This window comes from Neobacillus sp. PVCKKU3, assembly GCF_058323225.1.
Genome location: NZ_JBLVQN010000022.1, coordinates 1 through 21,154, shown reverse-complemented (window position 1 = coordinate 21,154; position 21,154 = coordinate 1). Strand labels below are relative to the sequence as shown.

The 21,154-nt window shown below is 39.8% G+C and carries 20 protein-coding genes and 1 pseudogene; 4 read left to right on the top strand and 17 right to left on the bottom strand.

Features of this window, described 5'->3' with window-relative positions; all coding sequences use genetic code 11:
* Positions 1-53: 53 nt before the first annotated feature.
* The 3 genes from ACNQGS_RS15800 to ACNQGS_RS15790 form a co-directional block, all read right to left on the bottom strand.
* Positions 54-1,229 (bottom strand): aminotransferase class I/II-fold pyridoxal phosphate-dependent enzyme, encoded by a 1,176-nt coding sequence (locus ACNQGS_RS15800; protein ID WP_491488145.1) that lies wholly within the window; start codon positions 1,227-1,229, stop codon positions 54-56.
* Positions 1,230-1,308: 79 nt separating this feature from the next.
* A complete protein-coding gene (locus ACNQGS_RS15795; protein WP_491488144.1) occupies positions 1,309-2,079 on the bottom strand; it encodes a nucleotidyltransferase domain-containing protein in 771 nt (256 codons plus the stop codon).
* 153 nt (positions 2,080-2,232) lie between these two features.
* Complete coding sequence (locus ACNQGS_RS15790; RefSeq protein WP_213140957.1) at positions 2,233-2,427, bottom strand: IDEAL domain-containing protein; 195 nt, start codon at positions 2,425-2,427, stop codon at positions 2,233-2,235.
* A gap of 184 nt (positions 2,428-2,611) precedes the next feature.
* Between ACNQGS_RS15790 and ACNQGS_RS15785 the strand changes: the two genes are divergently transcribed.
* Positions 2,612-3,460 carry an alpha/beta fold hydrolase gene (locus tag ACNQGS_RS15785; RefSeq protein WP_491488143.1) on the top strand — a complete coding sequence of 283 codons (849 nt, stop codon included), beginning with the start codon at positions 2,612-2,614 and terminating at the stop codon, positions 3,458-3,460.
* A 61-nt stretch (positions 3,461-3,521) separates the two neighbouring features.
* Here the strand turns inward: ACNQGS_RS15785 and ACNQGS_RS15780 are convergent, their stop codons facing one another.
* The 4 genes from ACNQGS_RS15780 to ACNQGS_RS15765 form a co-directional block, all read right to left on the bottom strand.
* Positions 3,522-4,400, bottom strand: coding sequence for a processed acidic surface protein (locus tag ACNQGS_RS15780; RefSeq protein ID WP_491488142.1), 879 nt, complete (start codon positions 4,398-4,400; stop codon positions 3,522-3,524).
* Positions 4,401-4,564: 164 nt separating this feature from the next.
* Positions 4,565-5,164 (bottom strand): response regulator, encoded by a 600-nt coding sequence (locus ACNQGS_RS15775; RefSeq protein WP_491488141.1) that lies wholly within the window; start codon positions 5,162-5,164, stop codon positions 4,565-4,567.
* Positions 5,157-6,299 carry a sensor histidine kinase gene (locus tag ACNQGS_RS15770; RefSeq protein WP_491488140.1) on the bottom strand — a complete coding sequence of 381 codons (1,143 nt, stop codon included), beginning with the start codon at positions 6,297-6,299 and terminating at the stop codon, positions 5,157-5,159. The genes ACNQGS_RS15775 and ACNQGS_RS15770 overlap by 8 nt, the downstream gene beginning before the upstream one ends.
* 164 nt (positions 6,300-6,463) lie before the next feature.
* Entirely contained in the window at positions 6,464-7,015 is a 552-nt protein-coding gene (locus ACNQGS_RS15765) for a hypothetical protein (protein ID WP_491488139.1), read from the bottom strand.
* Between the two features lie 211 nt (positions 7,016-7,226).
* On the opposite strand from ACNQGS_RS15765, the gene ACNQGS_RS15760 reads away from it, so the two are divergent.
* Positions 7,227-8,006: an alpha/beta fold hydrolase gene (locus ACNQGS_RS15760; protein ID WP_491488138.1), complete on the top strand. Its 780-nt coding sequence runs from the start codon at positions 7,227-7,229 to the stop codon at positions 8,004-8,006.
* An 84-nt stretch (positions 8,007-8,090) separates the two neighbouring features.
* On the opposite strand, the gene ACNQGS_RS15755 is transcribed toward ACNQGS_RS15760, so the two are convergent.
* From ACNQGS_RS15755 to ACNQGS_RS15730, 6 genes are all read right to left on the bottom strand, one after another.
* Entirely contained in the window at positions 8,091-9,158 is a 1,068-nt protein-coding gene (locus ACNQGS_RS15755; protein WP_491488137.1) for an alpha/beta fold hydrolase, read from the bottom strand.
* A 24-nt stretch (positions 9,159-9,182) separates the two neighbouring features.
* Complete coding sequence (locus ACNQGS_RS15750; RefSeq protein WP_241114071.1) at positions 9,183-9,746, bottom strand: polyhydroxyalkanoate biosynthesis repressor PhaR; 564 nt, start codon at positions 9,744-9,746, stop codon at positions 9,183-9,185.
* Between the two features lie 14 nt (positions 9,747-9,760).
* Positions 9,761-10,366 carry a hypothetical protein gene (locus tag ACNQGS_RS15745; RefSeq protein ID WP_491488136.1) on the bottom strand — a complete coding sequence of 202 codons (606 nt, stop codon included), beginning with the start codon at positions 10,364-10,366 and terminating at the stop codon, positions 9,761-9,763.
* A 3-nt stretch (positions 10,367-10,369) separates the two neighbouring features.
* Positions 10,370-10,828: a hypothetical protein gene (locus ACNQGS_RS15740; RefSeq protein ID WP_491488135.1), complete on the bottom strand. Its 459-nt coding sequence runs from the start codon at positions 10,826-10,828 to the stop codon at positions 10,370-10,372.
* Positions 10,829-10,963: 135 nt separating this feature from the next.
* Complete coding sequence (locus ACNQGS_RS15735; RefSeq protein ID WP_213116569.1) at positions 10,964-11,743, bottom strand: SDR family oxidoreductase; 780 nt, start codon at positions 11,741-11,743, stop codon at positions 10,964-10,966.
* Between the two features lie 23 nt (positions 11,744-11,766).
* On the bottom strand, positions 11,767-13,401 hold the full coding sequence (locus tag ACNQGS_RS15730) for a long-chain-fatty-acid--CoA ligase (RefSeq protein ID WP_491488134.1): 1,635 nt from the start codon (positions 13,399-13,401) through the stop codon (positions 11,767-11,769).
* Positions 13,402-13,882: 481 nt separating this feature from the next.
* On the opposite strand from ACNQGS_RS15730, the gene ACNQGS_RS15725 reads away from it, so the two are divergent.
* Positions 13,883-14,686, top strand: a complete 804-nt coding sequence (locus tag ACNQGS_RS15725) for an alpha/beta fold hydrolase (protein WP_491488133.1) — start codon at positions 13,883-13,885, stop codon at positions 14,684-14,686.
* Between the two features lie 95 nt (positions 14,687-14,781).
* Here the strand turns inward: ACNQGS_RS15725 and ACNQGS_RS15720 are convergent, their stop codons facing one another.
* From ACNQGS_RS15720 to ACNQGS_RS15710, 3 genes are all read right to left on the bottom strand, one after another.
* Entirely contained in the window at positions 14,782-16,422 is a 1,641-nt protein-coding gene (locus ACNQGS_RS15720) for a long-chain-fatty-acid--CoA ligase (RefSeq protein WP_491488132.1), read from the bottom strand.
* Between the two features lie 325 nt (positions 16,423-16,747).
* A complete protein-coding gene (trpB, locus tag ACNQGS_RS15715; RefSeq protein ID WP_491488201.1) occupies positions 16,748-17,914 on the bottom strand; it encodes a tryptophan synthase subunit beta in 1,167 nt (388 codons plus the stop codon).
* 100 nt (positions 17,915-18,014) lie between these two features.
* The gene (locus ACNQGS_RS15710) at positions 18,015-18,893 is read right to left on the bottom strand and encodes a GNAT family N-acetyltransferase (RefSeq protein WP_491488131.1); all 879 of its coding nucleotides are present in this window, start codon (positions 18,891-18,893) and stop codon (positions 18,015-18,017) included.
* 154 nt (positions 18,894-19,047) lie between these two features.
* Between ACNQGS_RS15710 and ACNQGS_RS15705 the strand changes: the two genes are divergently transcribed.
* Positions 19,048-20,217 (top strand): pyridoxal-phosphate-dependent aminotransferase family protein, encoded by a 1,170-nt coding sequence (locus tag ACNQGS_RS15705; protein ID WP_491488130.1) that lies wholly within the window; start codon positions 19,048-19,050, stop codon positions 20,215-20,217.
* Between the two features lie 272 nt (positions 20,218-20,489).
* Here the strand turns inward: ACNQGS_RS15705 and ACNQGS_RS15700 are convergent.
* A pseudogene (locus tag ACNQGS_RS15700) lies at positions 20,490-20,969 on the bottom strand (transposase); the annotation flags it as partial.
* Positions 20,970-21,154: the final 185 nt, after the last annotated feature.

Below are 21,154 nucleotides of genomic sequence, written 5' to 3'. Positions count from 1 at the left end.
GTGTGAAGGCCTTTTGTTAAAGATATATGTTAAGAAAGGTTTAATTAGAAGAATTAAACTTGAGTTTCCCTAAGGAACTCTTGAATGCGCTCTGCCGCCTCAGAGAGCCGTTCCGAAGGCTGAACCAAGGCAATCCGGACATAGCCTTCACCAAGCTTTCCAAACGCATCTCCAGGAATAACCGCAACTCCTTTACTGTCAATCAGTTCAAAGGCAAAGCGACGGGATGTCCATCCTGATGGGATTTTTACCCAGACAAACATAGTTGCCGGAGATTTTGCCGCCTGCCACCCGCCTTTTGAAAGGCCTGATATCAATGCATCACGACGTTTCTCGTATTCTCTCACTTGTGATTGCAAAAATGAGAAATCCGAAGTCAAAGCAGTTATGGCTGCTTTTTGGATTGGATAAAACACACCATAATCGATATGAGATTTTAAAGAAGCCAGGATGGCAAGTGCTTGTTCATTTCCGACCGCATAGCCAATCCGGCAGCCTGCCATATTAAATGTTTTGGAAAGTGAATTAAACTCAATCCCGACCTCCTTTGCTCCCGGAACCGACATGAAACTGATTTGCGGATTGTTATCAAAAATTAACTCAGAATAGGCAAAATCATGCAGAACCAGGATTTCATGCTTTTGGGCAAAACGGACCACCTCTTGGAAAAAGCTTCTGTCAGCGAGAGCGGTAACCGGATTACCTGGATAACTGATAATCATCAATTTGGTTTTCTCTAGAACCACTAAAGGAATTTCATCTAGTTGAGGGAGAAACCTGTTTTCCTCCAATAACGGCATTGGATAAATATTCCCGCCAGCAATCGTCACACTTGCCTCATAGATTGGATATCCAGGGTCAGGTACCAGAACATAATCGCCAGGGTTAATAACTGCCATCGCTAAATGAGCAAGTCCATCCTGCGAACCCATTAGCTGAATAACCTCAGATGCCGGATTAAATTCTACACCGTAACGCTGTTTATAAAAATAACTGACAGCTTCATTAAATTCAGGAATCCCTTTTAAAGTGTAGCCATATTTACTTCGGTCCATTGCCGCTTCTGCCAATGCCTCGACCACAAACGCTGGCGGTGCAAAATCCGGGCTTCCGACACTCAAATCGATGACATCAATTCCATTTTTTAATGCCTTTTGCTTTTGATCGGCCACCTCTTGAAAAATACTCGATGACATTTTTTGAAGTTTCTCGGATGCAACGATATTCATAGAATTCCCCTCATTCTTTATTTATTCGAAATTTTTCGCAAGATAATATTTTTATATATTTTAACATATTTTTTGGTAATCAAGGCCATACCTCGTCAAGGATGTCCCTAAATAGTTCATCCAGTATTGGAGAAATATCCTGTTTCGGAAAAGACGTTTTCTTTGCGTAATCTTCAATACGATTTATTTCATTCTCCAAAAATTCATTAATAATAACAACCTTGGGTTCGAGGTTAAGTTCATCGCCCCGTATTTTCCTGTCAAGCAAGGTATTGATTTCATTTTTAAGAGGGCCGGCCATAATAAGGTCCGCCACTAATGCCTGGAATTCAATAGGCGGGACACTATTATATTTTTCAATCCATTTACAGGCTAAAACCGGCCTCAGCACATAAAAGTATTTCTTAATTTTCACTTCATCTGCTTGAAGATAGTCACGGTAATTCCCTTTGGCCATATTCAGGTAATGATAAAGGGCCGACTGCGGCCGGAACACCTGGTTTTGGATTGCCTTCATTTTATCTACTAAAGAATAGGCCTGATAATATACAATTCCCGAATGAAGCCATTCCATTAGGGGCGGGTTTGATTTTTTAAAAAGCCTGAGTGCTTTACGAAGCTCCCATCCATTTATATCCAAGAGATTATTTATTGGCAGTTCTATAACATCCCGCTTTTCTTCAATGGAAAGATACCATTCTTTTTTGGGGACATAAATAAACCTAACATCATAGTCGCTGTCTTTTGAAGGAAATCCCCATGCCCTGCTGCCTGACTCAACAGCATAGCAAATCTTAACGGCATATTGCTCTTCGATTTTTTTTAATTCCTCGATAATTTTCTCTTTCACTACTAACCGCCCCCTATTCCTTTTCTTTATCATACAAAAAAAGGGTTCAGGGTCCAAATGAAATTCTCGTCAGAACGGCCAAGAAGCCCTATCCGTATTGGATAGGGCTTCTTTTTTAAAGTTTTGTCATAATAGATAGTAGGTTGTTCGGAACTAGCTAATTTTCTTCAGTTCTTCTGTCAATTGAAGAAATAACTCCTTGTTACCATCTTGTAACGTTTGGTCGATTTCCTTCCGGATCTTCTCCCTTTTAAATTCAAGCAGGGCGTTGTTTAAAAACATCTCAGCAAGGACAGAATCAGTGTTTTCATCCGAATGTTGCGGGGAATTAAGTAACTTCTTTTCCATGGAAATCAACTCCTTGAGCTTTTTTTTATTATACAGTTAGTTTTCTAAAAATTCAAACACTTTATTTTGGAAATTTTAAAAAATTTAGGAATTAAAAAAGGAGTTATTTAAATTTATTGTTGTATGGATTCATAAAAGGGGGAATATTAATTTCATCTATTTTTGTTAATTGGGAGGAAGGATGATGGAGCAGAATGTTGAAGCAGGGTATAAGCCGCTAAATAACATTAATGTTTATTATGAATTTTATCCTAATCCAAACGCAGAAAGGACCTTCGTTTTATTGCACGGTTTTCTTTCTTCCACCTTCACCTATCGACATTTAATTTCGTTATTAAAGAATGAGTATCAGGTGTTATCTATTGATCTTCCCCCTTTTGGGAAAAGTGCAAAATGCAGCCGATATATCTACTCCTATAAAAATTTAGCCGATACCGTCATACAGCTAATCGAATCACTGGGCTTAAAAAAAATGACTTTTATCGGCCATTCTATGGGTGGACAAATTGTCTTAAATATTCTTCACCTAAAGCAGGAGCTTGCCGACAAGGCTATTTTACTCTGCAGCTCAGCATATTTAAAACGCGCGAAACTTCCGCTCATTCTTACCAGCTACCTGCCTTACTTTCATCGCTTCGTAAAGTATTGGTTTGCCAGAACCGGGGTAGAGAAAAACCTTCAGGAGGCCCTTTATAACCATTCCATTATTAATGAAGAGATGATAAATGGATATCTGCAGCCCTTTTTACAGGATGAAATATTTGTTGCCTTAACACGGATGATTCGCGACCGCGAAGGCGATCTTCCACCGGAAATTTTAAAACAAATCAAAACACCTTGCTTATTAATATGGGGTGACCAGGACAAATCAGTGCCTTTAAAAATTGGAGAGAAATTGAACAAGGACCTAGCAAACTCGGAATTGATTATCTTAAAAGAAACCGGCCATGCTCTGCCAGAGGAACGTCCCATGGAAGTATTCGAATATATAAAAAACTACATTGGCAAATTCCAAACAAATGCATCCAGCTGAAATACTTTATGAACATTATGCAAATAAACCCGCCAGGTTTGCGATACTGGCGGGTAATTCCTTATTTATATCGGTTATCTGCATTTTGGTATTTTTCATCATGAAGATGATCAATAAACTCATTGGAGATTTCCCCCAAATGAATCATTTGTTCTCCTTGGTCAATTGTTTCTCCAGTTTGGAAATATGACCCTGGAATTGAAAAGTCAATTAAAGGTTCACCTGCAATACTGGATATACCGACATACAAATTATCAGGTGCTTTCTTCATTTTAAGCAGTTCTTTTAAGGAGATATTCTGATTGTTGACTTTAAATTGAACCTTGATTTCATAAGTGTCAATGGTTTCAGTAAGTATTTGCACCAATTCATCAAGCTGTTCTTCTGTAAGGTCGGTAGTATCATCAAGACCTGCAAATTTTTCCAAAAGGGAGTCGTACAAATCCATTTGGTCAAGCTGATATTTGTTTTTCTCTTCTACCTGCCCAAGATAATTAAAAAACTTCTCAGACTCTTCTTCAGTAATCCCAATTTCGTTTAATTCACTTTCAATATCAGCCATATACTCATCATGATTGACATAAAAGTCTAATGCAGAATCCAAATCCTCTACGAACTTATATTCCCCCAGAGAATCACCAAAATGATTCAACAAATCATCTAATTCTTTCTGGGACAGGTGATACTTCGTTAATAGTTCCTGCAAATTTTGTTCATTGATAGGTGTTCCGAGGAACTCACGAAGTTCATCAATTGAAGCAAATTCATCCAAGGGAATTTCATAAAAGTCAAGATAATCCTGAAGTTCTTGCTTCGTCCAGCCAATTTCCTGCAAATACTGGTTTAATTCTGAATCTGATGGCGCTGCAGATACAAAAGGAACACTAAACAAAAACATGAACAGGATGAAGGAAAAGCTAATGATCCTCTTTAAATTCAAATTTATTTCCCTCCTCAGAACATTGTTCAATATTAATGTTCCCTTTGTAAAAAAGTTAAGAAATGAAAATTATTGGCTGATTTGGTTAAATAAAAAATTGAAAAAAAACAGATGCCTTATATCGGCACCTGTTTTGAATAATAAAAATAAGCAAGCTGGAAAACCTATTTAAACCAGCCTTTCTCCTTTGATTGGGTTATGGCTTCAATCCGGTTTTTCACCTCCAGTTTATCGAGAATAATGGAGATGTAATTCCGGACCGTCCCTGTTTTGATGCTAAGCTCTTCCGCTATTTCTTTTGTGTTTTTGCCGTCTGCTACCAGTTCTAATACCTCACGTTCCCGGTCTGTTAAGGGATTTTCTGCGGCGTACACATCATCCATTAATTCTGGCGCATAAATTCGTCTTCCTGCCACAACACTACGGATGGAACTTGCTAATTCTTCACTTGGACTATCCTTTAAAAGATATCCGCTTACCCCAGCCTTTAAAGCCCGCTGAAAATACCCTGAACGGGCAAAGGTTGTCAAAATGATCACCTTGCAGCTTAGACCCTTAATTTCCTCTGCGGCCTCAAGTCCGCTTTTACCGGGCATTTCAATATCCATTATACAGATATCAGGACTAAGATTCTTGACAAGAGTAACGGCATCTTCTCCGTTGGTGGCCTTCCCCACTACTTCCATGTCCTCTTCCAAATTAAGTAATGACCCAAAAGCACCGAGTAGCATTTGTTGATCTTCGGCGATGACAATCCTAATCATTTCCAACTCTCCTATCCTGGCGAGGTTTTAAGTCTACAGGGACTTTAATAATTAGAGCAGTACCATTGCTTGTCAATAGCTCTAAACTGCCATTGATAAATTCCAGCCTTTCCTGCATCCCTCTTAAACCATGACCATCAGAAAATTTTTCCTTGGCAGTTTTAAATGAACCATTATCATGTATCGTCATCACGACTTCTTTCTGCGTTTGATTAATAGAGATTAAACAACTGCTAGCCCCGCTGTGTTTCACAACATTATTAATCGCTTCTTTTAAGCACATGCTTAAAATATTCTCAGTAAATGGCGTGACATTTGTTAAAATAAATTCTCCGCTGCATTCCAGATCGATTTGAGCGGCTGCAAGCATTTGTTTAATACGCTGAATTTCATCCTTTAAACGAATTCCCCGCATGGAGGAAACCATTTTTCTTACTTCACTTAATGCAGTTCGGGCCGTAGCTTGAACATCTTTTAGTTCGTTTCGGGCTTGATCGGGGTCCTTCGAGATTAATTTTCTTGCTAAATCAGACTTTAACCCAATCATGGAAAGTTTTTGCCCCAGTGTATCATGAAGGTCACGGGCAATCCGTTCCCTCTCCTCGAGTTTAATCAGTTCAGAAATCCGTTTGTTGGCATCCTCGAGTTTTTCTTCAAGCTGCCCTCTCTCCTTGCGGTTATGAATACTAAATGGAAGGAGAATGACGCTAATCCAAATAATGATGACAAATGGGAGTTGCTGCAAAAACAATTTTTCATGGATGACAATGCTGTAATTGATGGAAGCGGAAGTACTTAGCAAATGGATAAAGTACAATGTAAAGAAAGCAACCCGATCCTTGATATTTCCTAGATAGTAAGCAAGAAAAAAAGCGAAATATACATAGCTGAAAAGGCTGGTTGCCGTTATGGAAATCGCAATCAAAATCATTGTCCAAACATATACAAGCCAGCCTTTGGAAATAAAGGCAATCCGATAGAAAATAAAGAACGCCAATGTCAGCGCAATCCCAACAACGATTTGCAGTGTTGTTGGAGCCTGAAATATAAAATAAAATGGCAAAATACAAAGAACAGTCCAAATATACGGTGCAATCCCGTTCGCTTTTTGGAATGTCAGTAAACTCTTTAGCATAGCTGAACCTCTTTTTTCCTGAAATCCTTTACTTTCTATCATAGCCGAAAATGATTAAATTTTCCTCTTTATACTATTTATTTTATGAAAACAAAACAACTTTAAAGCCAACGAGTAAAAAATAAAAACACGGCTATCCAAATGGACAGCAGTGTTTAAAATCATTATTTTGCATTTACAAATACTTTTACACTTTCTTCAAGGCGATTAACCACTTGTTGATGGCTTCTTCTTGCCGCTTTTACATAACCATCTGTAACTTGCTGCCAGCTTCCTCTGCGCGCTCTTGAGTACTCAACATATTTTTCAGTATTCTCAATAAAGCTATTTTCGGTGCGGGCAACCAAATCAAGTCCCGCAGCAATCGGAGCCGCCACCAATTGTTCAATCCGGCCATTTACTTCCTCAATTTGTTCTTTTAATTCTGGGCGAACAACTTTTTTTGCTTCTGCTTCTTTTACAAGTCCGTTTGAAATACCCTTGACTAATTCACTATTGGTGTTCCTAAAAGTACGGTATAGATTTCCAAGCGAAAATCTGAATTCTTGATTAAACTTGACTACCTCTTTAACTGCATTTAAATAAGCGTCCTCCCTGCTTTCACGAAGCTTATTGGCACGGTCTAAGGACTGTTCATATTGATTCCAAAGTGTGTCAACTAATTGGTTGGTCGGATGAGATTCTTCAGCTTGGCCATTTTTCTTTGTTGTGCTCATATTTCTTCCTCCTCTTTCAAATTAGTCCAGTCGCTTAAGGCTGGCATATTCCTTATGTAATTTCATTGCTAGTCTATATATGTAATTTACACCTATGTGTTATATTTTGTCAACACCGATTATATAATAAAATAATCAGAATATTATAAATGTATATATTATAGAAATGAAGGAAACAAAGGTTATTAAAAATCACAGGGAGGAATGCAATTTGCGTAATTTTTTTAAAGTCACCCATGAAATTCCTTATTTACGACTCGGTGCCGGTGAGCCTTTAGTTTTTATTCATGGACTTGGGGAGGTAAAAGAAGGTTGGTTACATCAGTTTGAATTAGCAGATCAATATGATTTAATTATTCCTGATTTACGAGGACACGGTGAATATCAAAAGCCTGGTGAGATTTCAATAAAAAACTTCGCAGCCGATTGTATAAGTCTTATAAAAGGGCTAGGCTTTGAAAGCGCCCACATATGCGGTTTATCCATGGGCGGTATGGTTGCACAAGAAATTTACCGTCAGGCACCAGAAGTGTGCCGTTCCTTAATGCTGGTCAGCACGTTCCATTATGCCCCGAAAAATTTCGGGAAATTATTTTTAGCCTATAGAAAGGCACGGGCAGCAAATAAGTCTCCAGACATTACAAGGGAAACTGCAGCAAAGGTTTGCCTGTATACTTGGTCGGATGAGAATTTTGAACAATTTTACGAATTTTACCGTCCGAACAAGGAATATTATTTTAAAGCCATGGAAGCGTGTCTTAAGGTCAATAATTTAACACTTCTTCCAAAAATCGAGGTGCCGACCCTTATTATTGGCGGACAATATGATTCCGTTACACCTGTCTGGATTCAATATTTAATGCATAAACAAATCCGCCACTCCGAGTTTGTCGTATTTAGAAATACCGGCCATGTTGCTAAACTTGAAGCAAAAGACGCGTTTAATGAAGTGCTTCGCAATTTTTTGAATAAACACCAGGCTGCAAGTTAAGGGGAAGGAAATTACTCCTTCCTCTTTTATGCAACACTATTTACTATATATGCCCTTGTACCGTACTATATTCCTATTTCTTTGTTATAGGGGATTGGAACGGCTGGATGCCCATTGATCTACAATTTTGCCAAATAATCCAGAAAGCGCCAGGCCTACATGCCCCGTTTCAACAACAACATACGTTTTATCCTCGCTGGAAACTAGGTCCATGATTGGTTTACTTTGTTCTTCCAGGATTAATTGGTCTCTAGAACCAGAAATAACATATAAATTGGCTTTAATATTTTTTAAGTCCGCCTTTTTATTGCCAATAACTAACTCACCTTTAACAAGTTTATTTTCTTTAAAAAGTTCATTAGTTAATTGACGATAGGCTTCGCCTGCAAATGGAACCTGATCAACTGTCCATTTGTTCATCCGCTGCCATTTATCAACATAACGCTGGTCATGTGCCCTCGAAAGCAGCATTGTGTAGTTAGTAAAATAAACAGGTGCTTGCATTGCCCTGAACATGCCTTCGACCATTTTAGGCGGGATGTTGCCATAAACATCAATAAAGCTGTCTAGGTTAATATCACCATTTCTAATGGCTTCTGTCCATTTATCCGGACCGATAGCCGGTTTGAAATCAATTGGCACAGTTGCAACAATTAAATTTTTAATCGGCTCATCAGCAATTGACGCATAAATGGCAGCAATCGTTCCGCCCAGGCAATAGCCTACCACGGTAATTTCATCCGCACCTGAATGGCGGATTGCACGCTTGACCGCAGTTCTTAAATACTTGTCGATATAAGTATCGAGACCAATTTTTTTGTCCTCATAGCCTGGTGCACCCCAATCTAACAAATACACCTCATAGCCTAAATTTGTGAGACCCTCGATTACGCTGGTCTTGGGAGCAACATCTAATATATATGGCTTATTAAACAAGGAGTAAACAAAAAATAATGGAATTTCATATTTTTTTTGTTTAGCTGGATAATGCCATAATACCGATTTATTTTTCCGCCATACTTCGTTTCTTGGCGAGTGCCCCATTTTCGGCGCAGGTCCAGTTAATGCTTTAACAACATTCTTCCAACGAGCCGTTTCTTTCTCATAATTCAATTCCGGAATCAAATTCCTAAAAGGTGTCTCTACAGCCACGGTAATGTTTCCCTCCCTTTAAAATTATTTAGATGATCCTGCACTAGAAAACACAGGTTGCTCCGTTTTTTCCTTTTCAATCAGACCCTTAATAGCGTCAAGTTCTTCTTTAAAGTTACTTAACTTCAATAGTTCAAATTTCATTTCCTGAAGTTCGGCGTGCAGGCTCTTTGTATCGGACAGTTCTTTTTTTGACTTAACCAGATCTTGTTTTAGCTGTTTTGTCAGTTTAATGATTTCCTTGGAGACTTCTACGACACTTTCAATCTCTTTACTCTGTGATTTTACAGAATCTTGTAAATCCCAAATTTGCTCTTCAAGAGCCTCCATTTTCTCTTCTGCTTGAATCGTTAAGTTTGCCACATTTGTAACGTCGCTCTTCGTCGGTAAATTTAGGACACTTGCGAAGGCTTCTTGATTTTTTTTCAATTGCTCCAGATAACGGGTTTGCACTTCAGTTCCGAAATTGGACATTTTGACAAACTCATTGTTATTTGTCCACAGGTAGATAAAATCATTGATTTGCTTTTCCCACAAAAGACTTAACTTATGAAAGGATTCATACGGATCATATTTTTTCTCTGACATTAACATTCACCTCGTTATGATTTTGTTGATTCAACCGCGTTTTTCATGAATTTTTGAAAAGGAAAAATGGCTGCTTTTAATTGTTTTGAGAATAAATCAACAAATATTTTTTGATTTTCATATAGTACATTAGTAGTTTTCTTTACACTATCAATATATTTTTCACGTGCTTTTTTCCTGAAAGCCAGATATTGCTCGACGGCATCCAGATACTTGTCTAGTGCCTGACCGCCGGTTAACGCCTTTACCGGAGTTAACAGTAGAGCTGCCGTTTTTTGTTGAATGTCATCCACAACTTTATTGATTTCCTCATAAGATTTAACAGGGAAGAAATGCTGCAAAGTCGTGGTTGTCACAAGTAATTCTTCACGCGCAGCTTTTTCCCATTCCTTGACTTCTCTGTCAAATTGCTCAGTGACCGCTTTTAGATTGTCCTGATTGCGCTTAACGCTTTCTACATAGTTCTTAACCGCTGACAAGAATAGCTCATCGCGCTTATTAAAACGATTAGCCCATACATCTAATTCATCAAAGCCAATCTTCCAAATCAGCTCAAGGCTTGACAATTGATTTTCAACATTAACCTCAACCTCTAACTCTTTTTCATTTTTCTCAGTCATTGGTTATTCCTCCATTTCGAATTCTATTTGAAATAATCGCTTTAGTTGTATTAATTCCTTTTCAAGCGATGTAAGATTACCTGCTTTTAATTCTTTTTCTTCCGTCCGCAAAACAACCAGCAGTTCTTCCCATGATTGTCGTATCATTTTTAAATGAGTTAAATTTATTTGCTGCCTTTTTTTAAAACTATAGATTGTGTCGTCGAGCAGGTCGATTTTCTCCACACAATCTACCAATCTAATTGAAAGCTCTGCTACTTCATCTTTATTGGGAAGGTCTAATCGTTTTAACCATCTAGTTGTTAATTTTCTGTGAATTTTTAACCGAGCCAAATGGGCATCCATTGCCCTCCCCCATGCTAGGGTAAAGCTCCGGCTATTAGTGAGTTCATGGATTCTTTTATTTATTTTCGCTTCGAGTTCTCTGGAAAAAGCAACTTCGTCCTGGTGCGTGGTTTCCATTTGATTCCCTCTTACTAACCGGTTGGTATGTTCTTCTTAACATATGTACTAATATGTCAATCTAAACATATATACTGCAACCCTTCAAGGGTATCTCTTAAAAATTCAGAAAAATTTTAAAAAGTGCTTGCGGACTTATTCCACACTTGCAGTCGTTCCACCATCAACAACCAGTACATGACCGAATACATAGTCTGATGCTGATGATGCTAAAAATAGCGCCGGCCCCTTCATATCTTCATCGGAACCAAAACGTCCTGCAGGTGTACGATCAAGAATACTTTCACCAGAATAGCCCAAAATGGCTTTGGTCATTTTTGTTGGGAAAAACCCTGGTGCAATGGCATTCACATGGACATTATGCGGTGCCAATTTTACTGCTAAATCTTTCGTTAATGTAATGACGGCACCCTTGCTGACAGAATAACCAATGGCATCCATTACTTCAGGTTTCTGACCGCCCATACCGGCAATCGAAGCAATATTAATGATTTTTCCGGAACGCTGCTCGACCATAATTTTTCCAACAGCCTGAGAAAATAAAAACACTGCTTTCAGATTGATATCCATTACCTTATCCCATTTATCTGCTGGCATTTCAAGTGCAGGGGCTCCCCAGCTTGTGCCGCTGTTATTAACCAAGATATCTATTGAGCCAAATTCTTTTAGCGTTTCGTCCACAACATGCTGGATATCTTCAGGATTTGATACATCACATTTAAATGCAAGTGAGCGAACACCTTTTTCCTTAAGGGCATCGCTTAATTGCTGACATGCTTCAACATCTCTTGAACAAACAACAACATTAGCACCTGCTTCTGCATACACAGTGGCAATTTGCTGTCCTAAGCCTCTGCCGCCGCCTGTAACAATCGCCGTTTTTCCTTGTAAACTAAATAAATCTTGCAAACTCATCTTAAATTCCTCCTAGTTGACTATTAGGCTTTTACTTTTTGTTTTTCTTGGTCTCTTAATACTCTTCTTAGCAGTTTCCCAACTGAAGATTTTGGCAGCTCAGGAAGGATTTCTACATCTTTTGGTGCCTTATATGGTGCTAGGTTTTCCTTTCCAAACTGTTTGATTTCTTCTTCGCTAATAGAATAACCCGCTTTTAGCTTTACATAAGCCTTTACGGTTTCGCCGCGGTAAGGGTCTGGAACGCCCACTACCACCACTTCTTCGATTTCCTCCAGCTGATAGAGAACCCCTTCAATTTCTGTTGGATAAACATTGAAGCCGCTTGCAATAATCATATCTTTCTTGCGGTCAACAATATAAAAGTATCCATCTTCATCCATTTTTGCCATATCGCCAGTAAACAGCCAGCCATCCTTTATTACTGCATCCGTATCTTCAGGACGATTCCAGTATCCTTTCATTACCTGCGGCCCTTTGACGATGATCTCCCCAGCCTCACCAACCGGTGCATCGACAAAGCCATCTTCTGTTTCGTGAACGATTCTGGCAATTGTACTTTGAACTGGAATGCCGATACTTCCGTGCTTTCTTGGCACAAATGGAGGACTAAAAATGACTGTTGGTGCTGCTTCAGATAAACCGTATCCATCACGCAGCTGTTTCCCTGTCCTCTTTTCAAACACTTTGGCTGCTTCTATTGGAAGTGGAGCACCACCGCAGTTCACGTAGTATAGTGAATCAAAACCAGCATCCTCTAGACCCTCTTGGCTGTTTAATGCAAAGAACATGGTTGGAACACCTGAGAATTGGAATGGTTTTTCACGTTTGACAATCTCCATTACTTCCTTTGGATCGAAGCGCGGCAGGATAATTTGGTTGGCACCTTCTCTGATTCCGCAAAGTGCAACACTTGATAATCCATAGACATGGAACATCGGCAATACAGTTATGATTTTAAAATCTTCTGGTTTGTCATCACATGTTTTATAAGCAAAATCACAAACCTGTGTTAAATTGGCTAAAAGATTCGTATGGGTAAGCATTACCCCTTTGGAGAGACCGGTTGTGCCACCGGTATATTGAAGCACAGCGACATCTTCATCACGGTCAATGTCTACCTCTGGAAGACTAGCTTCCTTATCAAGGAATTCATCGAAATAAACATCACCATCTGCAAGATCAATTTTGGCACCGCCAAAATTAACAACAATCACCTTTTTTAACGAAGTATTTGACTGGACTTTTTTCACTTTTGGGTAAAGCGCATCGAGGACCACCATGTACTCTGAACCGGAGTCATTTAAAACATGCTCTATTTCCCTTTCAACATACATGGGATTAACTTGGACATTGATCCCACCAAGGCGAAAAGTCCCGAATAAAGTAAATAAGTAATGAGGTGAATTTGGCAGCATTATGGCTAAACGACTGCCTTTAACAAATCCTGCTCTATGTAAGGCTGAAGCAAATTGGTCAACAATCGTTTTAGTATCATTGAAGCTGGTTACATTTCCTAAAAACGTCATTGCCGGTTTCGTATTAAAACGATTTACCGATTCCTCCAGAAAGTGGTAAAGAGAACTATACTCAATCTGAAGATGCTCATCCAACCTTGAATCATAAACTTTAAGCCACGGCTTTTGCTGATAAACCATAAAAAACTATGCCTCCTCTTGATATTAAAGTAAAACAAAGATTGTTAGAATATTAATATAATTTTAATTATTGAAGCAAAGTTTAGATTTGTAAACCAATGCTTATCGACAAAATTCCACAAATAGCACCAAATACCCTTAAGGTGCCATTTATTAAATTCATTCCATATTTAATTCATGGGTTTTTTAAATAAAATCCCTTTTACCCAAAATAGTTCTTTGTCGAATATTGTTGGAATTTTTCCCCAATCACTCCCCGCACAATCTATCCCCCTGCCGAAGCCGACTGAATGACACTATCTTAGGAAAACGCTTTCATTTTGAGGTGAATAACAAAAAGGTATCATGCGCCACAAAAAGACATTTGTCCTTGTTCCGTTGGAGGTGCAGACAATCAGTCCATGAATTTGTGATTTTTTAGACATGTCCTTAGGGCTATGGTCATATATTTTAATATTATGATTAAAGGAGTTGTGCTTGCGTGCCGATTACGAATGCAAATGGAATTGATCTCTATTATGAGGTTCATGGTGAAGGGGAGCCGCTTTTATTGATTATGGGGTTATCCCTTGATTCCAGGTCATGGTATAGAACTTTGCCAGCTCTATCGGAACACTATAAAGTTATTATTTTTGATAATCGCGGTGTAGGCTTAAGCGATAAGCCCAATACCCCGTATTCTATTGAATTGATGGCAGAGGATGCCCGGGCAGTCCTCGATGCTGCAGGAGTTAAAGCCGCACATGTTTATGGTATTTCCATGGGCGGCATGATTGCCCAAAGGCTGGCAATAAAATATCCAGAACGGATTAAATCCCTTATCCTTGGGTGTACCACTTCCGGCGGTACAAATCATGTTCAGCCAGGGGCGGATGTCTCTATGCTTATGCTGTCCAGGGCTTCGTCCATTGCGACTCCTGAGGAAATGGCTTGGGCCACAGCACCCATCCTATACAGCCAATCATTTATTGAAAATCAGCGCAATCTCGTAGCAGAGGATATTAAAGTAAGAATCGAAAGGCCGATTCTTCCATACGCATACATGCTTCAGCTCCAAGCATGCCTTGCCCACGACACTTACAGTGAACTGGAACAACTGAAGGTACCAACTCTAGTTATTCACGGCGATGAAGATCGTTTAGTCCCATATGAAAATGGCGTTACCCTGGCAGAGAATATCGAAAATGCCGAATTCCTGACAGTTAAAGGTGCAGGGCATATCTATGTTACCGAAGCCACTGAGCTAGTTAATCAAAAAGCACTGGAATTTCTAAAAAAACAATAATCCAGAAAAATGCCCTATCGATCACGACTGGGCATTTTTCTGTGCAGCTAAAACTATTAAATTTTATTCATACAAGCAAATGGAATATAAAGATATCAAGCCTTCACTTTTGCAATCTCTTCATCCCGCAAAACTCTTCTAAGCAGCTTTCCAACTGATGATTTTGGCAATTCCGCTAGTATTTCCACCTCTTTAGGAGCCTTATAAGGTGCCAAGTTGGCTTTTGCAAACGCAATAATCTCTTCTACAGAAAGTCCACAGCCTTCTTTTAGTTTAATAAACGCCTTCACCGTTTCCCCACGATAGCTATCGGGGACACCGATCACGATCGCCTCTTCTACACCCTCCAGCTTATAAAGGACTTCCTCCACCTCGCGCGGATAAACATTGTAACCGCTGGCGATAATCATATCCTTCTTCCGGTCAAGAATATAAAGATAGCCATCTTCATCCATTTTTGCAATGTCACCAGTGAACAGCCAGCCATCCTTGATTACATCTTCCGTATCTTTCGGACGGTTCCAATATCCTTTCATGACCTGAGGCCCTTTAACAATTAATTCTCCTGATTCACCAACAGGGACATCCACATATTCTCCGTCTTCAATCTCCCTGACAATTCTAACCACTGTACTTGGTACCGGTATGCCGATACTTCCATACTTTCTTGGTAAAAAAGGCGGATTGAATGCAATCGTTGGAGCTGCTTCAGAAAGCCCGTAGCCATCGCGTAGGGTTGCACCTGTAATGTTTTCAAATGCTTTCGCCTGCTCCACTGGTAACGGCGCCCCGCCGCTGCCTGCATAATATACATCTGCAAAACCGCAATCCTTTAATGCTTCAGGCAAACTATTCAATGCAAAATACATGGTTGGAACTCCAGCAAAGATAAATGGCTTTTCCCGCTTAATGGTTTCCATAACCTCTTTTAAATCAAAGCGAGGCAGGATAATCTGGTTAGCGCCTTCGCGAATTCCGCAAAGAGCTACACTTGACAGTCCATAGACATGAAACATAGGCAGGACGGTAATCATTTTAAAAGAGTCTGGGACATCATCACAGGTATTATAAATAAAATCGCAGACCTGATTGAAATTCGCTAAAAGATTGTAGTGGGTCAGCATAACGCCTTTCGGCACACCAGTTGTTCCACCAGTATATTGCAGGACCGCGACATCCTCATGCGGGTCTATTTCCACTTCAGGAAGATTGACATCATCTTGAAGTGCTGCTTCAAAATAATAATCTCCTTCGCCGAGCTCGCCTCGGTTACCGGTTAAGTTCACTGCTACGACCCTTTTTAGAGATGTGCTCGGCTGGACCTTTTTAACCCTAGGATAGAATGAGTCCAGCACAATCATATATTTAGCACCCGAGTCCTCCAAAACGTATTCGATTTCCCTTTCGACATACATTGGATTCATTTGGACAACAATCCCGCCTAAACGAAAAACTGCAAATAAGCTGAATATATAGTGAGGGCAATTAGGAAGCATAATTGCGGCTCGGTCGCCCTTTTTAAAGCCTTCTTTATGTAAAGCAGACGCGAGTCTGTCGACCATCCATTTTGTTTCCTTGAAGCTATAAACTTTCCCATAAAAAGTAAATGCTGGTTTTTCGCTAAAACGATCTACGGCACTTTCTAAAAAATCATAAAGAGACTCGTGCTTTACACTTACATGCTCTTCCACTCTAGGATCATACCATTTCAACCAAGGCTTTTGCTGATACACCATTACACATCCTCCTCAAAAATTTAATGAATGGTCATACTCCAACAGGCAATTTTCATAAAAAATACTTATTGGAATATAATTCAATTTAAATTATTGATAGGTTTGGAAAAATTGTAAACGCGATAATCTCGACACATTTCGGCATGTCCCCTGTTATTTACGGACTAAACTCCCTTAATTATCTGCCTCTGGAGCTGTCAACGACAGAAAGATGTCGAAATTCGGCAATTTATCAGAAGTATTTCACAAAACTTTAACAATTTTTTGTGAATAACTTTTGACAAAAAAAAGGACGACCCGTTAAAAGGGTCATCCTTCATTTACATTATTGTTTTAACATCTGGAAAACCTGCTCAACGTCTTTATCCCCGCGTCCTGAAAGATTTACAATTAACACATCGTCCGATGATAATTCTTTGGCCAGCTTCACTGCATGGGCAACCGCATGAGAACTTTCAAGCGCTGGAATAATGCCTTCTGTTTTACTCAAAAGTTGAAACGCTTCTAACGCTTCCTGACCGGTTGCTGTAACATACTCCGCTCTGCCGCTCTCTTTTAAATAGCTGTGTTCTGGACCAACACCTGGATAGTCCAGACCTGCCGCAATGGAATAGGTTGGCTTTGGCTCCCCTTTTTCATCGATTAGTGTCAAGCATTTAAAACCGTGGATAACAGCCGGCACCCCTTCTGTCAAGGTCGGAGCCTCTGCTGGTTCAACACCAATTAGCCGGACATTTTTCTCATCGATATAGTGGGCAAATGCACCGATAGCATTGCTGCCCCCACCTGCACAGGCAATCACGGCTGTTGGGAGCTTTCCTTCTTTTTCAAGAACCTGGCGCTTTGATTCCTCACTGATAATCGCTTGGAAATGCTTCACAATGGTTGGGTATGGATGCGGGCCAACTGCTGAACCAAGCAAATAAAAGGTATTTTGATAGTTTTGGACAAGGTCCCCTAAAGCCTCATCTACAGCATCCTTTAAACGCCCCTGTCCTTTGGTTACTGGAATCACCTTTGCCCCCAATAATTCCATACGGAAAACATTTAACGCTTGCCGCTCTGTGTCCAATTTTCCCATATAGATGATACATTCCATGTCAAACATCGCACAGGCGGTTGCGGTTGCTACACCATGCTGGCCAGCGCCCGTTTCTGCGATAATCCGCTTCGCTCCCATCCGTTTTGCCAGCAAAATCTGCCCAATCGCGTTATTAATTTTATGGGCCCCGGTATGATTTAAATCTTCCCGTTTCAAATAGATTTTCGCCCCGCCAATTTGTTTGGTTAAGTTTTCGGCGAATGTTAATGGATTTTCTCTTCCAATGTACTCCCTGAGATAATAATTATATTCTTCAATGAATTCGGGGTCATCCTTGTATTTTAAAAATTGCTGTTCCAATTTGTTTAGAACTCCTTGTAAATCCTCTGGAACAAAACTGCCTCCGAATTCGCCAAAATATCCTTTGCTTGCTACGCTCAAATTTTCCATACTCATCTCTACTCGTCTCCTTCAAAAACAATTTATAAGCAAAACAATAACTGAATATTAAAATATTATCACTATTTTAATATTCTGCCAATAATCAGCTTTAGGCCTGTGAGGTAAGCGGATGTTTAAAGCCATTTGGCAATGAAACACCTTTAAGATTTTTGATAAATAAAACATTACTAGATTTATCAACCTTAGTCTTAAGCGGCAGCACGTCATCCTCAGGCTGGAAGTGAAAAACAATTTTTGCAGTATTCTTATTAACAAGTTTCCTTAAGATCGTTATTAATTCTACTTTCTCCTTACTAATAACATCATAAAGATGGAGCGTATCCTCCTCATGCTGCATGATGATCACAGCCTGCTCATCCTGGGCATAGTAGAGGTCTCGGTTAAAGACCATCAAACAATAAAACATTAGCAGCTCCTCTGTTCCGTGTGTCCCAAAGGCAGCTGACCCTGATAGCCGATCAGCTGCCAATCTATAAATAAATGCTAAATCTTCAACGTTTCTCCCATTTAATTTTCGTATGCCGGTTTCGTCTTTTGCCTCGAACGAACGATCCATTGAAAATCGGAGTTCTTCATATTCTTTAAAACCAAACTTTGGGTAAAAATCTAGCACAGATTGATTAGCGAATAAATACATTAAATCTATATCCTTGTAATCTTCCAAAACCTGATCCATCAGTTTTTTGGACAAACCTTGATTTCGATAATCGGGATGCGTCATAACTGTACCGATTTGGACAGACTGTTTTTTTTCGTTATCAATGATTAAATCCACAAGATTTACTGATACATTTGCTACGACTCTATCACATTCAATATACGAATATGGTATATATTTTTCTGTCCAGAAGCCATGCTGATACCAAACTTCGAAGTCAATGCCAAAGATGGAGGAAGCTAATTCATTAAAACTTTTTCTTAAGAGTTCGTTTTCTTGATAGCCCTTTGCGAATATCAATTCTTTCATGCGGACACCATCCTTCCTGGAAACCAAACCATATTATACCATTTCATATAATAGATGAATCCATAAAAATATTAAAGGATTTTCGAAAATGATATAGAAGAGGTAAATGTTGGTTTATTTTTCATCCAAAAAGTCTATTTAGGAGGAACGAAAAATGCGTAACGAAGAGATGCTGCTTATCCCTGGCCCGACACCTGTCGTTGATTCCGTTTATGATGCGCTGGCACAGGAAACCCGGGGTCATACTGACCCAAGATTTGTGAAAATATTTAAGAGTGCTATTGAAAAAACAAGAGAGATGTTTAAAACAGACGGGGAAGTGTTTGTTGTTTCCGGGTCCGGTACCCTTGCGATGGAAATGGCCCTTGTAAATACAGTGGCTGCAGGAGAGAAAATACTTGTCATCAGTCAAGGCTACTTTGGTGACCGCTTTATCCATTTAGGAAAAGCATTTGGAATTGAGGTTGACGTCATTCAGTCAGAATGGGGCAGTCAGGTTCAGACAAAGGATGTAGAGGAAAAATTAACTGCCGGGAATTACAAAGCGGTTACCATTACCCATGCCGATACTTCAACAGGTGTAGCCGCAAACTTGGATGCACTTGTTCCTGTTATTAAAAAACATGGGGCATTGGTTATTTTGGATGGCGTTTGCGCCACTGCGGCGATGGAAGAAGACATGAGTAAGACGTACGGACATCCGGAATATAAAATCGATGTTGTGTTAACAGGGTCGCAGAAAGCAATCGGTGTACCTCCAGGACTGGCAGTTGTCGCCTTTAACCAATCGGCATTGGCCGCACGTGAAAAAATCGGGCGTGTACCAGCCTATTATTGTGACATCCATAATTGGATCCCCATTATGAATGATCCTGGCAAATACTTTGCAACACCGCCGGTAAACCTCATTTACGCCTATGACGAAGGAATGAAATTGGTGCTTGCCGAAGGGATGGAAAATCGCTATAAACGTCACAAAGCTTACGGACGAGCAGTCCGGACCGCTCTTGCCGAATACGGCATGAAGGCAATCGCAGATGAGAATGTAGCTGCCGCTACTCTTAGCTGTATTCTGTACCCAGAAGGCTTGAACGATGCAGCCTTCCGCGCTGCCCTTGCCGAAAAAGGTGTCATTGTCGCCGGTGCACTTGCGCATTTAGCAGGAAAGGCGTTCCGAATCGGCCATATGGGCAACACCACAAATGAAATGCTTGAGCAAGCAGTTGTTTTAATCGGGGAAACGATGAAGGAAATGGGCTTTCCAGTAAATCCGGAAAAGGCAGCTGTAATTTTCCAGCAGTGCCTGACTCCATTGAAAATGTAATGCAGAAAGACCTGTCCCAAAATAAGGACAGGTCTTCAGGTTATCGAGAAAGTGTATTTTTCTCGGCAATTTTTTATTTTATAGTAATTTGAATGTCCGATATTTTTCAAAATTGTCCCTGCTAATGGGCCTGTTGATTTCCGCTCCAGGTGCTACGCTTTCCGCGGGCGGTTCGGGGAGCCTCCTCAGCGCGTTCCGCGCCTGCGGGGTCTCCCCAGTCCCGTACTCCCGCAGGAGTCTTCGCACCTTCCGCTCCAATCAACAGGAGATAATCAACCTAAAGAATTGCAACACACTTTTTCCAGTCTGAATAGGTGTGTTGCAATCTTTTTCATGTTCTGGCAAGCTGCAGTAAGAAGGGCCTGCTCACTTGCTTTTTTTATTCCCCTTAACCTCCAGTAGCGAAGCCCGTGCAGCTCTTTTGAGTCTGCGAAGCTTTGCTCAATTTTTTCCTTTCTAAATTTATAAAGTTCTTTTCCTGATTTTGATAAGCGATTTATTCTTACCTTCTCTTTGTGCTCCTCCCATACATGTCGGGTGACAACTTTCACTTTATTTTTTGATCGTGTGCATTGAGATAAAAACGGACAGGTTTCACATTTCTTTGAATCCGATTTATACTCTCTATAGACCTCTCGGGTTGTTGTCTTGTAGGGTAATTCTTGGTTATTGGGACAAATGTAAAGATCCTGTTCTTTGTCATACGTAAATTTCCATTTAGGGAATAAGCCGTTAGTAGGATGGAATCTTCTCTGTTGTGCTTACCCGAAATTCTTTTGTCTCTTTAAACGAAGAAGGTGATCATCCGGAACTAATTCATCAATACATACAAATTCATATTCACTTTGACTAGACTCTTTTGGTTTAAACGTTGATTTCACCACTTTTTTAGCATTATGGTTGAGTTCCACGTCCTCTTAATAACACCTGTTGATTT